Genomic DNA, 25,057 nt, shown 5'->3' with positions numbered 1-25,057 from the left:
CCCCTCGGCAAGTGCCTTTTCATACCATCCCGCGCAAGGCTGATTTTCCCGGGATGGCTCAGCCTTCCGCCGCTTCGGCCCCTTCCTGGACCGGCTTCACCCGCTCCCCGAACAGGGCGGTGCCGACGCGCACCTGGGTGGCGCCCATGCGCACCGCCAGGTCGTAATCGCCGCTCATGCCCATGGAAATCTCGGACAGGCCCGCCTTGCGCGCCAGGTCGACCAGGAGCGCAAAGTGCATGGCCGGCTCTTCCTCCGCCGGCGGGATAGCCATCAGGCCGGCGATCTCAAGCCCGTGGGCATCGCGGCACGTGGCCAGGAAGGCGGGCACGTCGGCGGGGGCGATGCCGGCCTTCTGCGGTTCCTCACCCGTGTTCACCTCCACCAGCAGGCGCGGTAGTCGGCCCTGGCGCTTGCCCTCGGCGGCCAGCGCCTCGGCCAGGCGCTCGCGGTCCACGGTCTGGATGACGTCGAACAGGGCCACGGCATCCTTCACCTTGTTGGTCTGCAGCGGGCCGATCAGGTGCAGTTCCACGTCGGGGTACTCGGCCTTGAGGTCGGTCCACTTGGCCTTGGCCTCCTGCACCCGGTTCTCGCCGAATACCCGCTGGCCGGCCTCAAGCGCCGCCCGGATCTTCTCCACCGGCTGCACCTTGGACACAGCCACGAGGCTGACGGCGGCCGGATCGCGGCCCACGCCGCGGGCGGCACCGTCGATGACGCCGCGCACGGTGGCGAGGCGGGTGGCGACGTCGGCATCCACGGGCGGGGCGGGCGGGGCGGGGGGCTTGCTGGCGCGGGTCATGATGGGGCCAAGGTTGTGTATGGGCGGTTGTGCGCGGACGGGATCAACGGTAAAGCGTGCCCAGGCATGATCCAGGGACCGGTCGGGCCCGGGCACGCGCGACTTTCCTGCGCCGCGCCGGCCAAGGCAAGGCTCCCGTGTCGGCAAACGCCGCCTATATCACTTGTCCCCGCCGCATTCAGGACACGGAAGCCATCGATGACCCGCTGCATCCCCGTCGCCCTTGGCATCTCTCTCGGCGTCCCCCTCTGCGCCGCCGTCGCCCTGCTGGCGCCCTTGCACGCGGCCCGGGCCGAAGTCGACTACCACCTGTCGGGCGTGGCCCAGGGCGGCGTGGTCGGCACGGACAGGCCGGCGGCGGGCGACGGCCATTGGGATGCGGTCGGCGCCTATGCCGTCACCGGCAGCGTGGAAACGGTGACTGATAGCGGCGTCACTTATGGCGCCCTGCTGCGCGTCGGCTCCGGCAACACCGGGCGCAGCACGGACCGGCCGGGCAATGCCGACCGCCAGGGGATCGGTATCGACCAGGCCTACGTCTACGCCTCCGGCGGCTGGGGCAAGGTGCGCCTGGGCCAGAGCTGGGGCGCATCGGAGCGGGCGACCGACCTGTTGCCCCTGCTGGTGGGCGGGGAGATGGATGGCTTCTGGACGCAAAGCGCCCGGGTGCGGCCGCCAGGCATGGCCCTGGGCCGCGCCTATGCCGCCCGCGACAGCGACGATGCCGCCAAGGTGGATTACGAGACGCCCCGCCTGTTCGGGGTGAAGGCCGGCTTTTCCTACGCCCCCGAGCGCCGGGCCTTCGGCCAGGACATCGTGGCCGCCAGCGCCGTCCCGGCGGAGACGAACTTCTGGGAAGGGGCGGTCAACTACCGTGGCGATTGGGGACCCACCCAGTATGAGGTGGGCGTGGCCTACAACCACGCCAACGCCGCCCACAGCTGGCTCACGGACACATCGACCGTCACCCTGGCCGGCGGCCTGACCTATGGCGGCTTCACCGTCGGCGCCGTGCTGTTTGACGACGGTGACAGCGGCCTGCCGCACGACCGCGCGGCCAACGCGCCCGGCGAGACCCGGGGCGCCACCCTGCAGGGCACCTATGAGAATGGCCCCTATGGCCTGACCCTGTTCTGGCACGGCAGCGAAACCGAGAATTGGACCACCTATCGCGCCTATGGCCTGGGCCTGTCATGGAAGGTGCGGGGCGACACCACCCTGGGCCTGGACCTCATTCACTGGACGGCCGACCTGGAAAGCGGCAACCAGAGCGCGATGTCGGGCCAGTCCAGCCCCCGCCCGACAGGTAACGTGGCCACCGCCGTGGTAGAATTCCGTTTCTAGGTTTTTCGTCCACCGCCGCCAGTCCTGCCGCGCGCCGATGTTACACTTGGCCGCCCCGTTTGGCCGGCCTTGCGTCCCAGCGGCTTTTTTGATCTAAGGAACCGTTCTCGTGACCCTGGGTGACAATCACATGCCGTCGCGCTCCGCTTTTCTCATTGGCCGCTCCCTCCTGGTTGCCGGACTTCTGCTTTCCACGTCCGCTTGCTCCTGGCTGGGCTGGGGCGATGACGACGACGCGAAGGCCGCGCCCAAGCCCGTCTCGATCCTGATGCGCCAGAACACTTCTGGCCCGGTCGGCACGTCCAACACCGCCGTGCAGGCGGTGGGCCCGACGGTCAACGCCTTCCTGTGGCGCGCGTCGCTGGACACCATCGGCTTCCTGCCGCTGATTTCGGCCGACCCCTACACCGGCGTGATCATCACCGACTGGTACAGCCCACCCAGCACCCCGGGCGAGCGGTTCAAGATCAACCTGTACGTCCTGGACAGCACGCTGCGCGCGGACGGCGTGCGCGTGACCGTGTTCCGCCAGGTCGACCAGAACGGCCAGTGGCGCGACGCCACCGTGGCCGCCGAAACCAACAGCCAGCTTGAGGACACCGTCCTCACCCGGGCGCGGCAGCTGCGCATCCAGCAGGGCCCCTCCAAGTAAGCTGATTCATCGCCGGCGGGCGACTGTCTCCTCTCGCAACGCCCCGGCGCCCGCCGGGAGGGGGTGACGCCCCGGCCCCTTCGGGCTGATGGCCGGCGCGACACCCGAGAGAAGGCGGTTTTTCCATGTCCCGGTACAATGTCAGGGAAAACGAGGCGAAGTGGCAGTCGGCCTGGGCCGACCGGAACAGCTTCGCCGTTTCCGCGGACCCTGCCCGGCCGAAGTATTTCGTCCTGGAGATGTTCCCCTATCCCTCGGGGCGCATCCACATGGGCCACGTCCGCAACTACACCATCGGCGACGTGATCGCCCGCTACAAGCGGGCCAAGGGCTTCAACGTCCTGCACCCCATGGGCTGGGACGCCTTCGGCCTGCCGGCGGAGAACGCGGCGCTGGAGCGCAACGTCCACCCCGGCAAGTGGACGTATGAGAATATCGCCACCATGCGCGGCCAGCTGCAGTCCATGGGTCTGGCCATCGACTGGAACCGCGAAATCGCCACCTGCCGTCCGGAATATTACCGGCACGAGCAGAAGATGTTCCTGGACTTCCTGAAGGCTGGCCTGGCCTACCGCAAGGAAAGCTGGGTCAACTGGGACCCGGTCGATAACACCGTTCTGGCCAACGAGCAGGTGGTGGACGGTCGTGGCTGGCGCACCGGCGCGCTGGTGGAAAAGCGCAAGCTGTCACAGTGGTTCCTGAAGATCACCCACTTCGCCGACGATCTGCTGTCGGCCCTGGCCACGCTGGACCGCTGGCCGGAAAAAGTGCGGATCATGCAGGAGAACTGGATCGGCAAGTCCACCGGCCTGCGTTTCCGCTTCCAGCTGACCGCCCCCGAAGGCGTGACCCCCAACGTGTTTCAGGGCGAGCCTGAGGTCGAGGTGTTCACCACCCGGCCCGACACGCTGTTCGGCGCCAGCTTCGTCGGCATCTCCCCCAACCATCCCATCGCCTTGGCGTTGGCGGAGAAGAACCAGGCCGTGGCCGAGTTCATTGCCGACTGCAACCGCGTTGGCACCTCGGAAGAGGCCATCGAGACGGCGGAGAAGAAGGGCTATGACACCGGCATCACCGCCGAGCACCCCTTCGTGCCCGGGTGGAAACTGCCAGTCTACATCGCCAACTTCGTGCTGATGGAATACGGCACCGGCGCCATCTTCGGCTGCCCGGCCCATGACCAGCGCGACCTGGACTTCGCCCGCAAGTACGGCCTGAAGGTCACCCCCGTGGTGGTGCCCGAGGGTGAGGACCCGGCGACCTTCGACGTGGGCACCGAGGCCTATACCGGCCCGGGCCTGCTGCGCAACTCGCAGTTCCTGGACGGCATGGACGTGGAGGCTGCCAAGCAGGCGGCCGGCGAGCGCATGGAGGCCATGGGCCGTGGCCAGCGCACCACCATCTTTCGCCTGCGCGACTGGGGCGTGTCGCGCCAGCGCTACTGGGGCTGCCCCATCCCGGTCATCCATTGCCCCAGCTGCGGCCTGGTGCACGTGCCGGAGGACCAGCTGCCCGTCACCCTGCCGGACGATGTGACCTTCGACCAGCCGGGCAACCCGCTGGATCGCCACCCGACGTGGAAGCATGTGGCCTGCCCCACCTGCGGCACGGCGGCGGTGCGCGAGACCGACACCTTCGACACCTTCATCGAGTCGAGCTGGTATTTCCTGCGCTTCGCCAGCCCGCGCGTCGAGAACCAGGCCTTCAACCGGGAGGAGGCCGCCTACTGGCTGCCGGTCGACCAGTACATCGGCGGCATCGAGCATGCGGTGCTGCACCTGCTGTACGCCCGCTTCTGGACGCGCGCCCTGGCGCATGTCGGCTACACCGACCTGAAGGAACCATTCGAGGGCCTGTTCACCCAGGGCATGGTGACCCATGCCACCTATCAGGACGCCGAGGGCAAGTGGCTGCTGCCGTCCGACGTGGACGTGGTCGACGGCAAGTCGGTCCAGCGCGAGGGCGGCGGCCCGGTGACCGTCGGCCCCATCATCAAGATGTCGAAGTCCAAGAAGAACGTGGTGGACCCGGCGCACATCATCGACACCTACGGTGCCGACGCCGCCCGCCTGTTCATGCTGTCCGACAGCCCGCCCGACCGCGACCTGGAATGGACCGAAGCCGGCATCGACGGCGCCTGGCGCTTCATCAACCGCCTGTGGCGCCTGGTGACGGAGCCGTCCGTGGCCCTGCCGGCCGCCGGCACGCCCATCCCGGCCGAGCTGTCGCCGATGGCCACCGATGCGCGCCGCATGGTGCACAAGACCGTGGCCGCCATCGGTGAGGATCTGGAACGCTTCCGCTTCAACAAGGCCGTGGCCCGCATCCGCGAGCTGTCCAACGCCCTGGAGAAGCTGGATGCCAAGGCGGGCGCCGACGATAGTGACGCCGCCGTGCTGCGTGAGGGGCTGGAGGTGCTGGTGCGCCTGATCGGTCCGATGATGCCGCACCTGGCTGAGGAGTTGTGGTCCGTGCTGGGTCATGACACCCTGCTGGTCGATTCGGTCTGGCCGGTGGCGGATGAGGCCCTGGCCACCGAGGACACCGCCACCGTGGCGGTGCAGGTCAACGGCAAGCTGCGCGCCACCCTGCACCTGCCCAAGGACATCGCCAAGGAAGAGGCCGAGGCGCTGGCCCTGGCGGAGCCCAACGTGCAGCGCGCCCTGGAGGGAAAGCCCGTGCGCAAGGTCATCGTCGTGCCCAACCGGGTGATCAATGTTGTTGTCTGACGGCGTCCTCAAGACCGCCGTCCGCAAGGCTGTGCTGGGTGCGATCCTGGTGGCGGGGCCCCTGGCCCTGTCCGCCTGCGGTTTCCACACCGTCTATGGCGACCACAGCCTGTCGGGCAAGCCCTCGACGCGCGCGCAGATGGAGTCGGTGTCGATCGACATCATCCCCGACCGCATCGGCCAGGTCCTGCGCAACAACCTGATCGACCGGTTCTACCAGGACGCCGGCCGGCCGGCGAAGCCCGACTACCGCCTGAACGTGCGCCTGAACTCCTATAAGGAAGATCTGGGCATCCAGCGCGACGCCACCGCCACCCGCGCCCGCCTGCACGTCCTGGCCGATTACCAGCTGATCGACAACAAGACGGGCAAGACGCTGTACCGCACCTCCAGCCGGTCCATCGTCAGCTACGACATTTCCGAAGCGCAATACTCCACCATGGTCACCGAGCAGGACGCCTATGACCGCGCCCTGACCGAGGTGGCGGAGGAGATCACCACCCGCCTGGCGCTGTACTTCGACCGCGGGTCGGTGGTGCAATCGGCCAAGGACCAGTAAGTCCCTTAGTCTCGCTCGCGCTTATGGGCCGCCCCCGGCAGGGGCGGCCCTTTTCACTCCCGGGAGGCGCCCGTGAAGGTTCAGCCCCGCAACGCCGATGGCTTCTGCAAAAACCCCACGGCCGGCATCATCGCCGTGCTGGTGTACGGCCCCGACACCGGCCTGGTGCGCGAACGCGGCCAAGCCCTGTCGCGCGCCATCGTCAGCGACCTTCAGGACCCCTTCCGCGTCAGCGAGCTGAAGGCCGACCAGATCAGCGGCGACGGCGCCCGCCTGAACGACGAGATGGCCGCCATGGCCCTGACCGGCGGCCGCCGGCTGGTGCGGGTGCGCGACGCCGACGAGTCGGTCACCGTGGCCTTCCAGTCCCTGCTGAAGCAGCCACCCAGCGGCGACACCCTGTGCGTGGTGGAGGCGGGCGACCTCGGCAAATCCAGCAAGCTGCGCGCGCTGTTCGAGTCGGACGATAAAGCCGCCGCCATCGCCTGCTATGTGGAGGAGGAGGGAGAGCTGGCGGTCACCATCGGCCGCATCCTGGGGGAGCATAAGCTAACCATCGACACCGATGCCCGCGACTGGCTGGCCGCCAACCTGGTGGGCGACCGCGCCGTGGCCCGGGGGGAGGTGGACAAGCTGGCCATCTACATGATGGGCGCCAGCCGCGTGACGCTGGAGGACGTGCGCACCGTCATCGGCGACAGCGCCGCCCTGGACATGGATGAGCCGGCCCTGGCCGCCGCCGACGGCGACATCGCCAGCATCGACCGGGCCCTGGGCCGTTTGTTCGCGGAGGGGACCAGCCCAGTCCCCATCCTTCGCAGCGCCCAGCGCCACTTTCAGCGCCTGCAGATGGCCGTCTACCACACCACCCGGGGCCAGACGGCGCAGCAGGCGGTGAAGGCCCTGCGGCCGCCGGTGTTCTTCAAGATGGAAAACCAGATGACCAATCAGGTCCGGCGCTGGAATCTGCCCAACCTGGCCCTGGCCCTGGACCGCCTGATGGATGCGGAGGCCGACTGCAAGCGCACCAACATGCCGGATGAGACCCTGTGCGCCCGCGCCTTCTTCCAGGTGGCGCAGCTCGCCCGCAGGTCGGGCGGCTGATTGCGATGCCAAAGAAAAAGCGCCGGCAGTGATAGCACTGCTGGCGCTTTTTGTTCCTGGGACCGCCCGCGTGGATGTCAGTGCTGGTGCTTCAGCCGCGCTAGCAGGCCGTCCAGTTGGTCGAGGTTGCTATAGTGCACGGTAAGGCTACCGGCTTGCCCCTTGGCCTTCAACGCCACTTTCAGGCCCAGCTCGGCCGCCAGTTCCTTTTCCAGGGCCAGGGTGTCGGCCGTCTTGGGGGTGGGGGCGGGACGGGCAGCCGGATTGGCGGCGTCCTTCACCAGCTGTTCCGTCTGGCGGACGTTCAGGCCGCGTTTCACCACTTCCCGCGCCAGGGCGAGGGGATCAGCGGCCGTCAACAGGGCGCGGGCATGGCCCATGGTCAGGCTGCCGTCCTGCACCAGCGCCTTCACACCATCGGGCAGGGCCAGCAGGCGCAGCATATTGGCCACGTGGCTGCGGCTCTTGCCCACGGCGCGGGCCAGATCCTCCTGCGTATGCTGGAACTCGTCCATCAGGCGTTGGAAGCCCTCGGCCTCTTCCAGGGGCGTCAGGTCCTGGCGCTGGATGTTTTCCACCAGCGCGATTTCCAGGGCCTCGCGGTCGGTCAGCGACCGCACCACCACCGGCACCTCGTGCAGGCCGGCCAACTGGGCGGCGCGCCAGCGGCGCTCACCCGCGATAATCTCGTAGCGGGCGTTGCCGCCGGGTGCCGCTTCCTCGACTTTGCGCACCAGGATGGGCTGCAGCACGCCGCGCTCGCGGATGCTGTCCACCAGGCTGCGGATGGCCTCTTCATCGAAGTGGCGGCGCGGCTGATAGCGGCCGGGGTGCAGCAGTTCGATGGGCAAAGTCCGGGGCGGACGTCCCTTTTCCACCGGCTCCTGCTCGTCCGCCACCTCGGCAAACAGCGCGGACAGGCCGCGCCCCAGGTTGCTGCGCTTCTTCATCTCATCCATGGACTGACTGCCGGTTACGCTCACGCTTCAAAACCTCTCCCGCCAAATGAATATAGGCCTGGGCACCCGCCGACTTCAGGTCGTAGAGCAGCACGGGCTTGCCGTGGCTGGGCGCCTCGGAGACGCGGACATTGCGGGGAATGACCGTCTCATACACCTTCTCGCCGAAGAAGCCGCGCACGTCGGCGGCCACCATGTCGGACAGGTTGTTGCGCCGGTCGAACATGGTCAGCACCACGCCCTGGATTTCCAGGGCGGGGTTGAAGGTGCGCTTCACCCGCTCTATGGTGCGGATCAGCTGCGACAGGCCCTCCAGCGCGTAGAACTCACATTGCAGCGGCACTAGTACCGAATCGGCCGCCGCCAGGGCGTTCAGGGTCAGCAACCCCAGGGCTGGTGGGCAGTCGATCAAGATGTAGTCATAGTCGGCGGTGGCGCCGACCAGGGCGTCGCGCAGGCGGAACTCCCGCCGCTCCAACTCCACCAATTCCAGCTCCGCGCCCGACAGGTCGGCGGAGGCGGTGACCACGAACAGCTTGGGGATGCTGGTGCCGCGCACCGAAGCCTCCACCGTCGTCTCGCCGAACAGCAGCTCATAGGTCCCTGTGCCGCGTTCGGTACGCCCGATGCCCAGGCCGGTGGAAGCGTTGCCCTGGGGATCGTTGTCCACGATCAGCACGCGCTTGCCGGTGGCCGCCAGGGCCGTGCCCAGGTTGATGGTGGTCGTGGTCTTGCCCACGCCGCCCTTCTGGTTGGCAAGGGCCAGGATGCGCGCACGCTTGGGCGCGGGGGTAGGGGCGTCAGCGGGCACGGGCAATCTCACCAAGGATAAGGATGGTCCCCGACGGATCGGTCATGCTGGGGACTTGGGAGACGGTCATTGTCCAGGATTGGGCGGCGAGGGTCAATTCCTCGGGGGCCGTCCTGCCCTTCAGGAAGAGGCACTTGGCCCCCGGCTTCAGGAAGCGGTAGCCCCAGTCCAGAAGTTCCGGCAGCGCGGCTAGGGCGCGAGCCGTGACCACGTCGGCCGCGATCTCCGGCGCCTGTTCGATGCGCTGGGCATGCACGGTCACCGGCGTTCCCGTCGCCCGGGCGACCTCACGCAGGAAGGTGGCCTTGCGCGTATCGCTCTCTATCAGGTGGATATCGGGCACGCCCAGGATGGCCATGACCAGGCCGGGGAACCCGGCGCCGCTGCCCATGTCCACCTGCGTACGCGTGCCCGGGGGCAGCAGGGCGTACAGCTGGGCGCTGTCCGCCATGTGGCGTTCCCAGACATCCGCCACGGTGGATTTGGCCACCAGGTTGATGGCGGGGTTCCACTTGGCCAGTAACTGGGCATAAACGATGAGCCGGTCCAATGTTTCACGTGAAACACGGAACCGGGCAGCGAAATCGGCTGGGGTCATGCGGCACTCGTGGTGTTGGCGGTGCCAGGGGCCAAGCGGGCAGGGCGCTTCTTTACGTGGCGCAGCAAGGCGGTCAGCGCCGCGGGCGTCATGCCGGGTATACGGGCGGCGGCCCCCAAGGTGGTGGGACGCACCTGGCGCAGCTTGGTGCGGATTTCCGCGGACAGCGAGGCGATAGCGTCCACGTCAAGGTCCGCCGGCAGGGCTAGGGCCTCATCCCGGCGGAAGGCGCGGATGTCAGCCTCCTGCCGATCGAGATAGCCGGCGTAGCGCCCATCGATCTCCACCTGCTCGGCGATCTCCGGCGAAAAGTCGTTCAGTTCCGGCCAGATGGCACCCAGGCGGGGCAAGTCGATGTCGGGATAGCGCAGCAGGTCGGCCACGCTACGGCGGACGCCGTCCTGGTTGATGGTCAGACCGTGCTTGGCCAGTTCATTGGGCGTCGCGGACAGGGTGCCGGCCAGGTCACGGGCATGGTCCAGGGCTGCCAGCTTGGCACCAAAGGCAGCAGCGCGCACCTCACCCACGCAGCCCAGGGACAAGCCGCGCGGCGTCAGGCGCTGATCGGCATTATCGGCCCGCAGCAGCAGGCGGTATTCCGCCCGGCTGGTGAACATGCGGTAGGGCTCCGACGTACCGCGCGTGATCAGGTCGTCGATCATCACGCCGATGTAGGATTCGGCACGGTCCAGCACGAAAGGCGCCGACCCTGATACGGTCAGAGCGGCATTCAGGCCGGCCACCAGGCCTTGGGCCGCCGCCTCCTCATACCCCGTGGTGCCGTTGATCTGGCCCGCCAGGAACAGGCGGGGCAGGCGGCGCGTCTCCAGCGTCGGGCCCAACTCCCGCGGGTCGACGTAATCGTATTCAATGGCATACCCCGGCCGCAGCATGGTGACATGCTCCAGCCCTGGGATTGCCTTCAGGATCTCCAGCTGCACATCACGGGGCAGGGAGGTGGAGATGCCGTTGGGATAGACGGTATCGTCGTCCAGGCCCTCCGGCTCCAGGAAAATCTGGTGCCGTTCCTTGTCGGCGAAGCGGACGATCTTGTCCTCCACCGACGGGCAGTAGCGCGGGCCAATGCCCTCGATCTGCCCGGAATACATGGGCGCGCGGTGCAGGTTGGCGCGGATGACCTCGTGCACGCGGGCGCTGGTCCAGGTGATGTGGCAGGGCACCTGCGGCGTGGTGATCTTATCCGTGAGGTAGGAGAAAGGCGGGGGCGGATCATCGCCCGGCTGCACCTCTAGGCTGGCCCAATCGATGGTACGGCCATCAAGACGCGGCGGCGTGCCGGTCTTGAGTCGACCGAGGGGAAAGCCCACGCGCATCAGCGTATCGGACAGGCCCAGGGCCGGTGCTTCACCCACGCGGCCGGCGGGGATCTTCTCCTCACCGATGTGAATCAGGCCGCGCAGGAAGGTGCCGGTGGTCAGGACCACGGCCCCGGCCATGACCGTCTCACCAGTGGCAGTGACGATGCCGGCCACGCGGCCATGGGCGTCAATCACCAGGTCCTCGACGGCGGCGGCCACCAGCGTCAGGTTTTCTTGCTCGGCCAGGATGGCTTGTATGGCCTGGCGGTACAGCTTGCGGTCCGCCTGGGCCCGCGGACCGCGGACGGCCGGACCCTTGGATTTGTTCAGCACGCGGAACTGGATGCCGGCACGGTCGGTCACCCGGCCCATGACGCCGTCCATGGCATCGATCTCACGGACAAGGTGGCCCTTGCCCAAACCGCCGATGGCCGGGTTGCAGCTCATCTCCCCGACCGTGTCGAGGCGATGGGTGTACAGGGCGGTGCGGGCGCCCAGCCGCGCGGCGGCGGCAGCCGCCTCGCAGCCGGCATGGCCGGCGCCAACCACGATGACGTCATAAGTGTGCATGGCGCCGGACTTTAGGGGCGGGGGCCGGGCGAGTCAAAGGGCACCAGCGGATAACCGCCATGAATCCATGTCCGGCCGATGTTTCACGTGAAACATCGCACCGGTGGCGTTCACTTCCCGATGCAGAAGTCCCGGAAGATGACGTCCAGCAGGTCCTCCACGTCCACCCTGCCGGTGATACGGCCTAGGGCCCGGGCGGCCAGGCGAACATCCTCCGCCGCTAATTCCGGCAGGTCGGCCCTCAGCGCACGGGCCAGGGCGGCGCGGCAATCCTCCAGGGCCTGGCGATGGCGGGCACGGGTGAGGGACGGAGCGGCACCCGGCGTCAGGCGATCGCCAACGATGCGCTCCAGGGCCGCCAACAAATCCGCCAGACCTTCGCCAGTGGCGGCCGACACGGCGATGGCGGTGCGGCCGGCGACCATGGAGGGCACGTAGGTGCACAGGTCGCGCTTGTTCAGCACCACCAGCGCGTCGCCGTCGGCCAGGGCTAGCGTCGCCTCCGCCATGTCGCCGATGTTCCACGTGGAACAATCCAGCACCAGCAGCTTCAGGTCCGCCTTTTCCGCGCGCGCCAGCGCGCGACGGATGCCCTCACGCTCGATCTCATCGGCGGCGTCGCGCAGGCCGGCGGTATCGGCCAGAATGACGGGAAAGCCGCCCAAGTCCAGGTTGACCTCGATGACATCGCGCGTCGTGCCCGCAGTGGAGGAGACGATGGCCGCGTCCCGCCGCGCCAGGGCATTCAGCAGGCTGGACTTGCCGGCATTGGGCGCGCCCAGGATGGCGATGGAAAAGCCGTCGCGCAGCCGCTCCCCCCGATGACCATCGGCCAGGTGGGCGCCGATTTCCTGGTATAGGCCGGTCAGGACCGGGACCACCGCCGGCGCCAGGCCATGAGGCAAATCCTCATCCGGGAAATCAATGTCCGCCTCCAGATGCGCCAACGCCCGCACCAGCCGATGCCGCCAACCCTCGTACAGGGCACCCAGCGCGCCTTCCATCTGGCGCAAGGCCTGGCGCCTCTGGGCCGCGGTCTCGGCATCGACCAGGTCGGCGATGGCTTCCGCCTCGGTCAGGTCCAGCTTACCGGCCTCAAAGGCACGGCGGCTGAATTCCCCCGGTTCCGCCACGCGCAGGCCCTGGCCGGTCAGGGCCTCGCTGGCGGCGGCCAGCACGGCGCGGCCGCCATGCAGATGCAGCTCCGCCACATCCTCACCGGTGAAGCTGTCCGGCGCCGGAAACCACAGCACCAGCGCCTGGTCGAAGACCTCGCCATCCTTGCCCCTCAATCGGGCCAGGGTGGCGCGACGGGCCGGGGGCAGGGGCCGCCCGGTCAGCGCGGACAGCGCCGGCCCCGCCATCGGCCCGGACAGGCGGATGACCTGGACGCCGCCCCGTCCGGGGGCGGAGGCCAGGGCGAAGATGGTATCGGTGCTGTAAAGGGACATGGGGTGCGGAGTCAGTCTGCGGCAGCGGCTTTGCGGGCGCGATGCGCCGGCACTTTCTCATCCGGATATAGCATCAAGCGGTCCACCCGGCCGCCCTCCACCAGGTGAGTCTTCACAATTTCATCGACGTCGCTGGTGGTGGCACAGGTGTACCAGACCCCCTCCGGATAGATGACCAGCGTCGGCCCCAGTTCGCACCGGTCCAGGCAGCCGGCGGCGTTGACCCTGACCTTCTTACCCAGGCCCGCCTCCTTGGCGGCGGCCTTCATGTGGTCGCGCAGGGCCTCGGAACCCTTCTCCTTGCAGCATCCCCGGGGATGGCCCGGCGCGCGCTCATTGGTGCAAAAGAAAACGTGACGGTCGAAATAGGGTGCGGGATCGGTCACTTCGCGTCCTTGCCCCCGCCCATGGCGGAGGTCATCTGGTTCCACATCATTTTCTGCATCTGCTCGAACCCCTGGATGCCCACGGGCAGCCAGGTCTTCAGCAGGGCATCCGGGTCCATGGCGGCCAGGTTGGCGCTCATGCGGTCCTGCATCTGCCGCATTAGGGCGTCCTGCATAGGCTTCACGTCCGGCAGGCCCAGGAAAGCACGGGCCTCTTCCGGGGTGCAATCAACGTCGACGGTGATTTTCATGGGGGCAGACCTTCCTGTTCGGTTGGACTCTAAAGGCGCATGGTGGAGGGGCTAACAGGGGTATACGCCCGAAATAACGCCTCTTTTTTCTGACCTTCACTGTAGCGGAGGCTACAGTGGGGGCAAAGCGGCACTGGACAGTCAACGACCGCATCATTCAGCCAAAAGAGCGTGACCCCCCATGGCGGCATCCGATACGACACAAGCGGCAGCGAACCTGTTGGTTCACGAGACCAGTCCCTACCTGCTGCAGCACAAGGACAACCCCGTGCACTGGCGCGCCTGGGGGCCGGAGGCCTTCGCCGAGGCCCAGGCGGCGGGCAAGCCCATCCTGCTGTCCATCGGCTATGCCGCCTGCCATTGGTGCCACGTCATGGCCCATGAAAGCTTCGAGAATGAGGCCATCGCCGGCCTGATGAACGAGCTGTTCATCAACATCAAGGTAGATCGGGAAGAACGGCCGGACGTGGACCAGGTCTACCAGCAGGCGCTGTCCCTGCTGGGCCAGCAGGGCGGCTGGCCACTGACCATGTTCCTGACACCCAAGGGGGAGCCGTTCTGGGGCGGCACCTATTTCCCCCCCAGTGGCCGCTATGGCCGTCCCGGATTCCCTGATGTGCTGCAGGGCGTGGCCGAGACCTACGCCCAAGACCCCGGCAAGGTCAGCCGCAACGTGAAGGCCCTAGGTGATGCACTCGCCCGCCTGTCGCGCGGCAACCCGGGCGAGGCGGTCACGGTGGGCGCTCTGAACGCCGTGGCCGACCGCCTGGTGCGTGAGGTCGACCCCTTCCTGGGCGGTATCAACGGCGCGCCCAAGTTCCCGCAGCCCAGCATCTTCGACCTGCTGTGGCGGGCGTACCTGCGCACCGGCCGGACCGATCTGCGCGACGCCGTCACCACCACTCTGACCCACATGGCCAACGGCGGCATCTACGACCATCTTGCCGGTGGCTTCGCCCGCTATTCCACGGACGAGCAATGGCTGGTCCCGCATTTCGAGAAGATGCTCTACGACAACGCCCAATTGGTGGCGCTGATGACCCAGGTGTGGCAGGGCACACGGGACCCGCTGCTGGAGGTCCGTGTGCGCGAGACCGTGGGCTGGGTGCTGAACGAGATGAAGGTGCCCGGCGGTGCCTTCGGCGCCACCCTGGACGCCGACAGCGAGGGGGAGGAGGGCCGCTTCTACGTCTGGACCAAGGCCGAAATCGACCGCCTGCTGGGTGAGGATGCAGAGCTGTTCTGTGCCCACTATGACGTGACCGAGCTGGGCAACTGGGAAGGCCATACCATCCTGAACCGGCGCACACCCCTGACACCGGGCAGTGCCGAGGAAAACCGCCTGGCCCATGCTCGCGCCCGCCTGCTGAAGGCCCGGGCGCTGCGTATCCGCCCCGGCTGGGATGACAAGGTGCTGGCCGACTGGAACGGCCTGATGATCGCGGCCTTGGCCCGTGCCGGCTTCGTCTTCGAGCAGCCGGGCTGGATCGAGGCCGCCATCGACGCCTACCGCCATGTTGTAACAAGCCTGGGCCATACTGACCCGGACGGACTGGATCGCCTGTACCACAGCGGTCGCGGCGGCAGGGCCCGCCACGCCGGCCTGCTGGAAGACTACGCCAACATGGGGAAGGCCGCCCTGACCCTGCATGAGATCACCGGTGACGTCGCCTTCCTGGATCAGGCCGCGCGCTGGACGGACACCCTGGACTGTCATTTCTGGGATGAGGCGGACGGCGGCTATTACACCACCGCCGACGACGTGGGCGACCTGCTGATCCGCCCGCGCAACGCCCATGACAACGCCGTGCCCGCCGGCAACGGCACCCAGCTGGGCAATCTCACGCGCCTGTGGCTGCTGACCGGCCAGGATCGCTACCGTGCCCGGGCCGACACTCTGATGTCCGCCTTCAGCGGAGAACTGGGCCGCAACTTCTTCCCGCTCTCCACCTTCCTCAACATGGCCGAGACGCTGCTGAACGGCGTACATGTCGTCCTGGTGGGCGAGGGCGACGACCTGGAACCTTTCAACGCCGTCCTGCGCGCCCAGTCGCGCCCAACACTGGTGGTCAGCCGCCTGGCGCCGGGACAAAATCTGCCGGAACCGCATCCGGCGGCGGGCAAGGCCATGGTGGATGGCCGGGCCACGGCCTATGTCTGTCAGGACATGCGGTGTTCCTTGCCCGTGACCACGCCGGAAGCGCTAGCCGATCTGCTGGCCGCTAGCGCTTCCAGCCAGTGAGGTGCCATAGCGTCCTAGTGACGGACGTCACGGTGACAGGCCCCCGCCCAATCGTTACTATGGGTCGATTAAGAAACGACGCGTGTTTTAACCATAAGCATTCGACAACCAAATCAAAGGGGTAGCGCAGCATGACCACCGTGACGATCAACGCCACCGATGGCGGCAGTTTCGACGCGTACCTGGCGATCCCGGCCGGCGGCAAGGGCCCGGGCCTGGTGCTGATCCAGGAGATCTTTGGCGTCAACGCCAACATGCGTGCGCTGTGCGACCACTACGCCGCCCTGGGCTACACCGCCATCTGTCCCGATCTGTTTTGGCGCCAGGAACCTGGCGTGCAGCTGACTGACCAGACCGAGGCCGAATGGCAGCGGGCCTTCCAGCTGTACAACGGCTTCAGCGAAGCCAGTGGGGTGGAGGACCTGATCGCCACCGTGGACTTCCTGCGCGGGCATGAGGCGACGGGCGGCAAGGTGGGCACCCTTGGCTACTGCCTGGGCGGCAAGCTGGCCTTCCTGATGGCCACCCGGTCCGACGCCGACGCGAACGTCAGCTATTACGGCGTGGGCCTGGACGGTGCCCTGGGTGAAGTCAGCGCCATCACCAAGCCGCTGATGCTGCACACCGCCGGCAAGGACAAATTCTCCTCCGACGAGACCCGGGCCAAGGTGAACGCCGCCATCGAGGGCAACCACCTGATCATCCAGTACGTCTACCCGGAGCAGGATCACGCCTTCGCCCGCGTGGGTGGCGAACACTACGACGCCAAGGCGGCCGACCTGGCCAACCAGCGCACGGCGACCTTCCTGAAGGAAACGCTGTCCTAAGCGGTTCCTTCGTTACCCCTCAGGCGCCGGGCGGCGGCATCCGCCGCCTTGGCTATCCTCGCTTTCCAGTCCACCGCGTTCCGTCCCCTCATCAGGAGCCAACCATGGTCCACGCCATCCGCATCCATCAGACCGGCGGTCCGGAGGTGATGAAGTGGGAGGAGGTGGCGGTGGGGGAGCCGGGCCCCGGCCAGGTTCGGCTGCGCCAGACGGCCGTGGGCCTGAACTACATCGACGTCTATGTCCGCACCGGTCTCTACAAGAACCCGCTGCCCCTAATCCCGGGCATGGAGGCCGCCGGCGTGGTCGAGGCCGTGGGGCCGGATGTTTATGACTTCAAGGTCGGCGACCGTGTCGGCTACTGCACCGGGGGCACCGGCGGCTATGCCGAGGCGCGGCTGTACCCGGCGGAGCGCCTGATCCACCTGCCGGACGGCATCGACGACCAGACGGGTGCGGCCATGCTGCTGCAGGGCCTGACCGCGCACTACCTGCTGCATCGCACCTTCCCGGTGAAGCCTGGGCAGACCATCCTGCTTCACGCCGCCGCCGGCGGGGTGGGGCTGATCGCCTGCCAGTGGGCCAAGGCCCTGGGCGCCACCGTCATCGGCACCGTCGGTTCGGACGAGAAGGCCGAATTGGCCCGTGCCCACGGCTGCGACCACACCATCGTCTACACCCGCGAGAACTTCGTGGAGCGGGTGAAGCAGATCACCGACGGCCAGGGCGTGCCCGTCGTCTACGACAGCATCGGCAAGGACACCTTCTACCAAAGCCTGGATTGCCTCAGCCGCCTGGGCACCATGGTCAGCTTTGGCAACGCCTCCGGCCCCGTGGGTGCCGTCGATATCAGCATCCTGAACACCAAGGGCTCACTGTTCCTGACCCGGCCCTCCTTGGGCGGTTACGTCGCCACCACCAAGGAACTGCGCGACAGCGCCAACGCCCTGTTCACCGCCGTGCTGTCCGGCAAGGTGAAGATCGACGTGCGCCAAACCTATGCGCTGAAGGATGCCGCCCAGGCCCACATCGCGCTGGAAGCCCGCCGCACCACCGGTTCCACGGTGCTGCTGCCGTAAGATCAGCCGGCGGTCGCCGCCGCCGGTTCCTCACCCGCCAGCCAAAGCGGCGACTTGATGGCCTTGAGAAAGGCGGCGTGGGCCTCCAGTTCCTCAGGTGAGGCGGCATGGGGGCGGGGGGCGCGGAAGATTCGGGTCTCCTCGACCACCACCAGGCCCACGTCTGCCGTCTTGGCAACCGTGGCGCCCAGCACCAGGTCGGGCTGCCGGCCGCCCATCAGCTCCAGATAGACTTCGGCCAGCAGTTGGGCGTCGAGAAGCGCGCCGTGGTAGGTGCGGCCGGAATTGTCGATGCCGAAGCGGCGGCACAGGGCGTCCAGGCTGGCCGGCGCGCCGGGGAAGCGCTTGCGCGCCATGGCCACGGTATCGACCGAGCGTGCCATGGGCATGGTCTTCAGGCCCAGGCGCGTGAACTCCGCGTTCAGGAAGCCCATGTCGAAGCTGGCGTTGTGGATGATCAGCGGACTGTCCTGGATGAAATCCAGGAAGTCGCCGGCCACGGCGGCGAACACCGGCTTATCCGATAGGAAGGCGGCCGACAGGCCGTGCACCGCCTCCGCTTCCGCCGGCATGTCCCGTTCCGGGTTGATGTAGGCGTGCCAGCTGTTGCCGGTGGCCACGTGGTTCAGCAGTTCCACGCAGCCGATTTCCACCACGCGGTCACCGCCCAAGGCATTCACGCCGGTGGTTTCGGTATCGAGAACGATTTCACGCATGGGAACGGGTTACCTGGCTCTACGGATCGATGACGGGCGGGGGCGGGGCGGCCACACCCGGCCGCGCTGCCCGGACAGCAGTGTGACGATGGCGGCCAGCCGCCGCAAGGTCAGCGCGCGGCCCAGGCCCGTAGGCACGACGAAATCCGCCCGCCGCCGCTTTTCGGCATCCGGCATCTGCCGGCGCAGAATGGCGTCCAGCTTGCCTGGGCTCATGCCCGGCCGGGCCAGCACCCGGGCGCGCTGCAGGCTGCGGGGGGCGGAGACGACGGCGACACGGTCGCAATGGGCCTGCCCGCCGGTTTCGAACAGCAGGGGCACGTCCAGCACGGCCACCTTGGCGCCGCTGGCGGCGGCACGGCGCAGGAAACGGTCGCGCGCCTGGCCCACCAAGGGATGGACGATGGCCTCCAGCCGCTTCAAGGCCGGGGTGTTGCCCATGACTTCCGCCGACAGCAGCTGCCGGTCCACCGCACCATCACGCACCACGCCCGGGAACGCCCGGCCGATGGGGCCCACCGCCGCGCCACCCTTGGCATACAGGCGATGCACCGTGGCATCGCTGTCGTGCACCGGACAGCCCAGCCGGCGCAGCATCGCCGCCGCCGTGGACTTGCCCATGCCGATTGACCCGGTGAGGCCCAGCACGATCATCGGGACACCGCCATGCGCTGTTCAGTCCCCGAAGACGGCGGCATAGAGGGTGTCGGTCACCTGCGGCACCCGGCCGAACCAGGCCTCGAACCCCGGCCGGCCCTGGTGCAGCAGCATGCCCCGGCCGTCCACCGCGACATGGCCCCGGGCCTTGGCCGCCGCCAACAGGGGGGTTTCCACGGGCGTATAGACGATGTCGGTCACCACCGCCTCGCGCGGCAGGGCGTCGAGCGCCAGGTCCAGAGGCGGGTGCCCCATCATGCCCTGGGTGGTGGCGTTGGCCAGCAGCTGGGCACCGGCCAGGGCCTCCCCCCGCTCCTCCCATGCCACCGCCCTCACCGGGCAGGCGACACCCGGTCCCAGATCCGCCACCAGTTCTTGCGCCCGGGCAAACGTACGATTCACCAGGCGGATTTCCGGCACGCCGGCGTCGGCCAGCGCCACTACCAGCGACCGTGCAGCCCCGCCGGCGCCAACGATGACCGCCGGGCCCTGTCCCGTCGTCCAGGCCGGCGCGCCGGCCTTCAGGTTCTCCAAAAAGCCAAAGCCATCGGTGTTGCGGCCCTCCAGCGTGCCGTCGTCATGGACGATGACGGTGTTGACAGCCCCCATGCGGCGGGCGGTCTGGTCCACCCGGTCCATGATGCGGAACGCCGCCTCCTTATGCGGAACCGTGACGTTGCAACCCACCAGGCCCAGGGCGGGCAGGGCGCGCAAGGCCTGCTCGATACGGTCCGGCGGCACCGCCAACGGCACGTACGCGCCGTCGATGGCGTACTCTGCCAGCCAGTGCCCGTGCAGGCGCGGGCTGCGGCTGTGCCCCACCGGCCAGCCCATGACACCAGCCACACGCGCCTTACCGGTGATGCTCATGATGGCAACACACCCCGCACGCGCAGGAAGCCCAGCAGGGGCAGCAGCGGCAGGCCCAGAATGGTGAAATGGTCGCCTGCCACCCGGGTGAACAGCTGGGCACCCAGGGCCTCCAGCTGATAACCGCCGACGGAGGTCATCACGGCGTCGCCGGCGGCATCCAGATAGCGCTCGATGAAGTCTTCGCTCAGGGATCGCATGGTCAACTTGGCCTGGTCGGTCTGGTGCCAAACACGGCTGTTGTTGTGGAACAGCACGGCGGTGGTCACCAGGCGATGGGTACGGCCGGACAGGGCGCGCAGCTGTTCGGCGGCACCGGCGCGATCCTCCGGCTTGTCGAACCAGCGGCCTTCGCACTCCAGCATCTGGTCGGCGCCGATGACATAGGCGCCCGGCACCTTGGCGGCCACGCGCGATGCCTTCAGCTCCGCCAAGGCCTCCGCCGTTTCTTCCACCGTCAGGCCGCCCGCCTTGCACGACAGCTTGACCTCTTCCTCATCCACGCCGGGCCGGTGGGCCACGACCTCCAGCCCTGCACCGCGCAGCAGGGATAGGCGCGTCCGGCTGCCGGACGCCAGCACCACCGGTTGTGTGGACAAGGCCGGTGGAAAATCTTCAGACGACATGCAGGAAACTCACATTCCGGAATGGGGCGGGCGGGGGGACAGGCGCGGACCTTCCGCGGGCTCCCCCACGGGGTTGATGGGCTCGGCCCCCGCTGGACGCCGGCGCGCCAGCAGCATGAGGATCTCGGCCGCCGTCTCCTCGATCGACCGGCGGGTGACATCGATGACGGGCCAGCCCTTGCGGCTGTACAGCCGCCGCGCTTCCGACAGTTCCGACCGGACCTGCTCGGGATCGACGTAGCTGGTTTCCTCGCCCTGGTTCAACAAGCGCAGGCGGTTGCGGCGGATCTGGATCAGCCGCTCGGGGTCCTTGGTCAGGCCCACCACCAGGGGGCGCGACACCTGGTCCAGTTCAGGGGGCAGGGGGCAACCGGGGACGAAGGGAATGTTGGCCGCCTTGATGCCGCGGTTCGCCAGATAGATGCAGGTCGGCGTCTTTGAGGTGCGTGAAACGCCCACCAGAATGACGTCAGCCTGGTGCAACTCCCACGCCGTCTGACCGTCGTCATGGCCCAGGGCGAAATCCATGGCGTCGATGCGGCTGAAATACTCCGCATCCAGGGCATGCTGACGGCCCGGCTGGCTCTGGCTTTCCAAGCCAAGGTAGGCGGCCAGCGAATTGATCAGATGGTCCAGTACCGGCACGCAGGGAATGCCGATCTCGCGGCAGGTGTCCTGCAGGCGGCGACGCAGGCGCTCGTTCACCAGGGTGAACATGACCAGCCCCGGATTATCGCGGATGCCGTCGATCACCATTTCCAGCTGCCGGTCGGTGCGAACCAGATTCCAGAAATGCTCGATGGGTTCGACATGGTCGAACTGCGAGACGCAGGCGCGCGCCACGGAATTGATGGTCTCGCCGGTGGCGTCGGACACCAGGTGCAGGTGGAATTCCTTGGTTTGGGGCGTCTGGGGCAAGGGCGTCGCTCCGGCAACGGACATGGGGATGGTCTGGGAAGATGCGGACTGGATACCTATGGACTGAATGCCTGTGAACTGAATCTGGGGAAAACCGGCGGACAATCCGGGAAAAATCCGTCGTTCCGGGATCCCATTTCCTTTCCATACAGGCTTCCTGGAATCCCACGCAGAGGGAATCCCGCATCGGGATAAAGGTCCGTCACCTCTTGGAACAACGGGGGGCGATGACCGGCGCCGCCCACTTATCCCCAGGATTCCCAGACCTGATGGAATCTATAACATTCCAAAGGTCTGGCCAGAAACCCCGCAGCATCATCCACATCCTGAAGAGCCGGCGCGGGATCCCGTGAACGCTGTGTATGAAATACGGATGATCTTGAATTCCCGTTATCCACAGGGCCAACTACCACCCCATTCCTTTTTCAAATTAGATCAGAGTAGAAAAAGGGGCCTGTGGGAAAACGTCGGGCCCGGCCGCCATCGCGCCGGCGCCCCTATGGAGACCGCCTTGTCCCAGATCCAGCCCCAAAGCCGGCCGGACCGCCTGCTGCTGCGTACCCTGAAGGGTGAGACCGCCCCCCGTCCGCCCTTCTGGCTGATGCGCCAGGCCGGCCGCTACCTGCCCGAATACCGTGAGGTGCGGGCCCAGGCCGGCGGCTTCCTGGACCTGTGCCTGAAGCCGGATCTGGCGACCGAAGTGACGCTGCAGCCCATCCGGCGCTATGGCATGGATGCCGCCATCCTGTTTTCCGACATCCTGATCCTGCCGCACGCCCTGGGGCAGAAGGTGTGGTTCGCCGAAGGGGAGGGGCCGCGCCTGGATCCCATCCGCGACCAGGCCGGGCTGGATCGCCTGGACGTCGCCCGCCTGGAAGAGTGGGCGGAACCGGTCTATGAGGCTGTCCGGCGTATCCGGGCGGCGTTGCCGGATCCGGTGACGCTCATCGGTTTCGCGGGCAGCCCCTGGACCGTCGCGACCTATATGGTTGAGGGGGCCGGCTCCAAGGAGTTCCTGCACGCCAAGGGCTGGGCTTACCGGGATCCGGCGGGATTTCAGCGCCTGATCGATTTGCTGGTCGAGACCACCGTCACCCACCTGTCTGCCCAGATCCGGGCGGGTGCGGAGGTGGTGCAGCTGTTCGACAGCTGGGCCGGTGCGCTGGCTCCGGCGGAATTCGCCCGCTGGTCCATCGCCCCCACCCGGACCATCGTGCAGGCTCTGAAGGACAGGCATCCGGGGGTGCCCGTCATCGGCTTTCCGCGGGGGGCGGGGATCGGTATCCAGGCGTATGTGGAGCAGACGGGGGTGGACGCCGTCAGCCTCGACACCAGTGTTCCGCCGGACTGGGCCGCCAGCGCCCTGCAGAGCCGCGTGCCCGTCCAGGGCAACCTGGATCCCCTGGCCCTGGTGGCCGGCGGCGACGCGCTGCACCATGCCGCCACGGACATCCTGTCGACACTGGGCAAGGGACCCTTCATCTTCAACCTGGGCCACGGCATTGTGCAGCAGACCCCACCCGAGCATGTCGCGGAACTGGCCCGCTTGATCCAGGAATGGCCGTCCTTAAATCAGGGATGATCTGTTTCGTACGATGATCCGAGGCGCGCGGGCGACCGTATCCGCCCGCGCCGACACGACCCGCCGACCGCTACCGAGCCCCCATGAGCCCGCTGCCCCTTCCTGAGATCACGCCCGACACCCCGGCGGCGCCCAAGGCCGCCCGCGCCCGCCGCATCGCCGTCGTCCTGTTCAATCTCGGCGGGCCGGACAGGCTGGAGGCGGTGCGGCCCTTCCTCTACAACCTGTTCCGCGATCCGGCCATCATTGGTCTGCCCGCCCCTTTCCGCCAGCTGGTGGCGCACCTGATCTCCAGCCGGCGGGACAAGGTTGCCCAGGGCATCTACCAGACCCTAGGTGGCGGTTCGCCCCTGCTGCCCAACACCCTGGCTCAGGCCCAGGCGCTGGAGCAGCAGCTGTGGGACGCGGGCACGGTGCGGGTGTTCGTCAGCATGCGCTATTGGCACCCCTTCAGCGACGCCGTGGCGCATGACGTGAAGGATTGGGAACCGGATGAGCTGGTACTGCTGCCCCTCTACCCCCAGTTCTCCACCACCACCACGGCCTCCAGCCTGAAGGATTGGCAGCGGGCCGCCAAGGCGGCGGGCCTGACGGCACCCTCACGCTCCATCTGCTGCTACCCGGATGAGCCGGGCTTCGTCGCCGCCGTGGCCAAGCTGATCCGCGCCGGCCTGGAAGAGGCCGCCCCCCATGGCAAGCCGCGCGTCCTGTTCTCCGCCCATGGCCTGCCGGAGAAGGTGGTGAAGGGCGGGGATCCCTATCAGTTTCAGTGCGAGCGCACGGCCCAGGCGGTGGTGAAGTCCCTGCGCGTCGAGAACCTCGATTGGGTCTCCTGCTACCAGAGCCGGGTCGGCCCCATGAAGTGGATCGGCCCCTCCACGGATGAGGAGATCCGCCGCGCTGGCCAGGACAGGGTGCCGGTGGTGGTGGTCCCCATCGCCTTCGTTTCCGAACACTCCGAAACCTTGGTGGAGATCGAGCATGAGTACCGCCACCTGGCGAAGGAGGTGGGCGTTCCCTACTTCGTGCGCGTACCGGCGGTGGGCGTGGAACCGTCCTTCATCCTGGGTTTGGCTGGCTTGGTGCGTCAGGCGCTGATCCGCACCGCCGGCGGGCCGGTGATGTGCGGCACCGGCCTGCGCCTCTGTCCGGCCGGCAAAGCCGGTTGCCCCCAGCCCGCCTCGGGGGCATAAGGGGCGCCAAGACCTCAAAGACAGGGCAGGGCGCATCCCCATGTACCTCTGGATCAAGGCCATCCACGTCATCGCCGTCATTTCCTGGATGGCGGGGCTGTTCTACCTGCCCCGGCTGTTCGTCTACCACTGCGACGCGCCCGCCGGATCCGCCCAGTCGGAAACCTTCAAGGTCATGGAGCGGCGTCTGCTGCGTGTCATCATGAACCCGGCCATGATTCTGACCTGGGCTTGCGGCCTGGCCATGATCACCCTGGATCCAGGGCTGCTGAAGGGGGCGGGCTGGCTGCACGCGAAGCTGTCGCTGGTGGTGCTGATGACCGTCATGCACATGGCCATGGCCCGCTGGCGCCGCGCCTTCGCGGAGGATCGCAACACCAAATCCCCGCGCTTCTTCCGCGTGGCCAATGAGGTGCCGACCCTGCTGATGATCCTGATCGTCATCCTGGTCATCGTCAGGCCGTTCTGACCGGCCATGACGGGTGCGGCCCGTTAGCGGCGCGTTTAAGTTCCAGCGTATACCTGGGATATTTAGCCCTAGGTCGAATGCGCCCTGGGGATTCGGGTCTTTTTGCTTTGACTTGGGCTCGGGTCCTGTACTAATCCTGAAACAGGTCAAGGCCCGTAACGTCGGGATGATTTCGAGTCGCCTCGTCATCCGGGCGCCTGACTCGTGAGGCATCCCCGCCCCCCTCCCCGGGATGGGCGCAGTGAGGCCAATTTCCCCGAACTTCCCCTCCCGGTGTCGCCGTCCTTTTTCCCCGGTGATGCCATCCTTCCACCCTACACACCCTATTCCATGAGTCCGG

24 protein-coding genes are annotated in these 25,057 nt (G+C 67.5%); 11 read left to right on the top strand and 13 right to left on the bottom strand.

What is annotated here, in order from left to right; translation table 11 throughout:
* Positions 1-58 precede the first annotated feature (58 nt).
* Positions 59-805, bottom strand: a complete 747-nt coding sequence (locus P5F91_RS07740; RefSeq protein WP_145610799.1) for a YggS family pyridoxal phosphate-dependent enzyme — start codon at positions 803-805, stop codon at positions 59-61.
* Positions 806-1,003: 198 nt separating this feature from the next.
* Here P5F91_RS07740 and P5F91_RS07735 point away from each other — a divergent pair, with 198 nt between their 5' ends.
* The 5 genes from P5F91_RS07735 (at position 1,004) to holA (ending at position 7,193) form a co-directional block, all read left to right on the top strand.
* Positions 1,004-2,149, top strand: a complete 1,146-nt coding sequence (locus P5F91_RS07735; protein ID WP_186454746.1) for a porin — start codon at positions 1,004-1,006, stop codon at positions 2,147-2,149.
* Between the two features lie 109 nt (positions 2,150-2,258).
* Entirely contained in the window at positions 2,259-2,801 is a 543-nt protein-coding gene (locus P5F91_RS07730; protein WP_246134389.1) for a DUF3576 domain-containing protein, read from the top strand.
* A 125-nt stretch (positions 2,802-2,926) separates the two neighbouring features.
* Complete coding sequence (gene leuS / locus P5F91_RS07725) at positions 2,927-5,530, top strand: leucine--tRNA ligase (protein ID WP_277906940.1); 2,604 nt, start codon at positions 2,927-2,929, stop codon at positions 5,528-5,530.
* Positions 5,523-6,089, top strand: a complete 567-nt coding sequence (gene lptE, locus P5F91_RS07720; protein ID WP_277906939.1) for an LPS assembly lipoprotein LptE — start codon at positions 5,523-5,525, stop codon at positions 6,087-6,089. Before leuS ends, lptE begins: the two co-directional genes overlap by 8 nt.
* Positions 6,090-6,161: 72 nt before the next feature.
* On the top strand, positions 6,162-7,193 hold the full coding sequence (gene holA, locus P5F91_RS07715) for a DNA polymerase III subunit delta (RefSeq protein WP_145610803.1): 1,032 nt from the start codon (positions 6,162-6,164) through the stop codon (positions 7,191-7,193).
* A 77-nt stretch (positions 7,194-7,270) separates the two neighbouring features.
* On the opposite strand, the gene P5F91_RS07710 is transcribed toward holA, so the two are convergent.
* The 7 genes from P5F91_RS07710 to P5F91_RS07680 all read right to left on the bottom strand — a co-directional run bounded on the left by P5F91_RS07710 (position 7,271) and on the right by P5F91_RS07680 (position 13,538).
* The gene (locus P5F91_RS07710) at positions 7,271-8,152 is read right to left on the bottom strand and encodes a ParB/RepB/Spo0J family partition protein (RefSeq protein ID WP_145611118.1); all 882 of its coding nucleotides are present in this window, start codon (positions 8,150-8,152) and stop codon (positions 7,271-7,273) included.
* Positions 8,145-8,963 (bottom strand): ParA family protein, encoded by an 819-nt coding sequence (locus P5F91_RS07705; protein ID WP_145610804.1) that lies wholly within the window; start codon positions 8,961-8,963, stop codon positions 8,145-8,147. The genes P5F91_RS07710 and P5F91_RS07705 overlap by 8 nt, the downstream gene beginning before the upstream one ends.
* Positions 8,953-9,561, bottom strand: coding sequence for a 16S rRNA (guanine(527)-N(7))-methyltransferase RsmG (gene rsmG / locus P5F91_RS07700; RefSeq protein ID WP_145610805.1), 609 nt, complete (start codon positions 9,559-9,561; stop codon positions 8,953-8,955). The genes P5F91_RS07705 and rsmG overlap by 11 nt, the downstream gene beginning before the upstream one ends.
* The gene (mnmG, locus tag P5F91_RS07695) at positions 9,558-11,450 is read right to left on the bottom strand and encodes a tRNA uridine-5-carboxymethylaminomethyl(34) synthesis enzyme MnmG (protein WP_145610806.1); all 1,893 of its coding nucleotides are present in this window, start codon (positions 11,448-11,450) and stop codon (positions 9,558-9,560) included. Before mnmG ends, rsmG begins: the two co-directional genes overlap by 4 nt.
* Positions 11,451-11,560: 110 nt before the next feature.
* Entirely contained in the window at positions 11,561-12,901 is a 1,341-nt protein-coding gene (gene mnmE / locus P5F91_RS07690) for a tRNA uridine-5-carboxymethylaminomethyl(34) synthesis GTPase MnmE (protein ID WP_277906938.1), read from the bottom strand.
* A gap of 11 nt (positions 12,902-12,912) precedes the next feature.
* Entirely contained in the window at positions 12,913-13,287 is a 375-nt protein-coding gene (locus P5F91_RS07685; protein ID WP_145610808.1) for a (2Fe-2S) ferredoxin domain-containing protein, read from the bottom strand.
* Entirely contained in the window at positions 13,284-13,538 is a 255-nt protein-coding gene (locus P5F91_RS07680; RefSeq protein WP_040843426.1) for a DUF6489 family protein, read from the bottom strand. The genes P5F91_RS07685 and P5F91_RS07680 overlap by 4 nt, the downstream gene beginning before the upstream one ends.
* A 181-nt stretch (positions 13,539-13,719) precedes the next feature.
* Here P5F91_RS07680 and P5F91_RS07675 point away from each other — a divergent pair, with 181 nt between their 5' ends.
* From P5F91_RS07675 to P5F91_RS07665, 3 genes are all read left to right on the top strand, one after another.
* Complete coding sequence (locus P5F91_RS07675; protein ID WP_277906937.1) at positions 13,720-15,780, top strand: thioredoxin domain-containing protein; 2,061 nt, start codon at positions 13,720-13,722, stop codon at positions 15,778-15,780.
* 131 nt (positions 15,781-15,911) lie between these two features.
* Entirely contained in the window at positions 15,912-16,607 is a 696-nt protein-coding gene (locus P5F91_RS07670) for a dienelactone hydrolase family protein (protein WP_277906936.1), read from the top strand.
* Positions 16,608-16,711: 104 nt separating this feature from the next.
* Entirely contained in the window at positions 16,712-17,686 is a 975-nt protein-coding gene (locus P5F91_RS07665; protein WP_145610811.1) for a quinone oxidoreductase family protein, read from the top strand.
* A gap of 2 nt (positions 17,687-17,688) precedes the next feature.
* Here the strand turns inward: P5F91_RS07665 and dnaQ are convergent, their stop codons facing one another.
* Genes dnaQ through P5F91_RS07640 form a run of 5 tightly spaced genes read right to left on the bottom strand, consistent with a single transcriptional unit; the run spans position 17,689 to position 21,497 of the window.
* Positions 17,689-18,402: a DNA polymerase III subunit epsilon gene (gene dnaQ, locus P5F91_RS07660; protein WP_277906935.1), complete on the bottom strand. Its 714-nt coding sequence runs from the start codon at positions 18,400-18,402 to the stop codon at positions 17,689-17,691.
* A 9-nt stretch (positions 18,403-18,411) separates the two neighbouring features.
* Positions 18,412-19,056, bottom strand: a complete 645-nt coding sequence (gene coaE, locus P5F91_RS07655) for a dephospho-CoA kinase (protein WP_145610814.1) — start codon at positions 19,054-19,056, stop codon at positions 18,412-18,414.
* Between the two features lie 21 nt (positions 19,057-19,077).
* Positions 19,078-19,929 carry a shikimate dehydrogenase gene (locus P5F91_RS07650; RefSeq protein ID WP_277906934.1) on the bottom strand — a complete coding sequence of 284 codons (852 nt, stop codon included), beginning with the start codon at positions 19,927-19,929 and terminating at the stop codon, positions 19,078-19,080.
* Positions 19,926-20,555, bottom strand: a complete 630-nt coding sequence (locus tag P5F91_RS07645; protein ID WP_145610816.1) for a Maf family protein — start codon at positions 20,553-20,555, stop codon at positions 19,926-19,928. Before P5F91_RS07645 ends, P5F91_RS07650 begins: the two co-directional genes overlap by 4 nt.
* 9 nt (positions 20,556-20,564) lie before the next feature.
* Entirely contained in the window at positions 20,565-21,497 is a 933-nt protein-coding gene (locus tag P5F91_RS07640) for a pyruvate, water dikinase regulatory protein (protein ID WP_050897886.1), read from the bottom strand.
* Between the two features lie 496 nt (positions 21,498-21,993).
* Here P5F91_RS07640 and hemE point away from each other — a divergent pair, with 496 nt between their 5' ends.
* The 3 genes from hemE (at position 21,994) to hemJ (ending at position 24,717) form a co-directional block, all read left to right on the top strand.
* Positions 21,994-23,055 carry a uroporphyrinogen decarboxylase gene (hemE, locus tag P5F91_RS07635; RefSeq protein WP_422394473.1) on the top strand — a complete coding sequence of 354 codons (1,062 nt, stop codon included), beginning with the start codon at positions 21,994-21,996 and terminating at the stop codon, positions 23,053-23,055.
* A gap of 83 nt (positions 23,056-23,138) precedes the next feature.
* Positions 23,139-24,248, top strand: a complete 1,110-nt coding sequence (gene hemH, locus P5F91_RS07630) for a ferrochelatase (RefSeq protein ID WP_277906932.1) — start codon at positions 23,139-23,141, stop codon at positions 24,246-24,248.
* 40 nt (positions 24,249-24,288) lie between these two features.
* Positions 24,289-24,717 carry a protoporphyrinogen oxidase HemJ gene (gene hemJ / locus P5F91_RS07625; RefSeq protein WP_145610819.1) on the top strand — a complete coding sequence of 143 codons (429 nt, stop codon included), beginning with the start codon at positions 24,289-24,291 and terminating at the stop codon, positions 24,715-24,717.
* The last annotated feature ends 340 nt before the right edge of the window (positions 24,718-25,057 follow it).

The sequence above is a fragment of the Nitrospirillum amazonense genome, assembly GCF_029594735.1.
Classification (GTDB): Bacteria; Pseudomonadota; Alphaproteobacteria; order Azospirillales; family Azospirillaceae; genus Nitrospirillum; species Nitrospirillum amazonense.
Note: the sequence above shows the minus strand (reverse complement) of the source record. Positions and strands in the feature narration are given on the sequence as shown.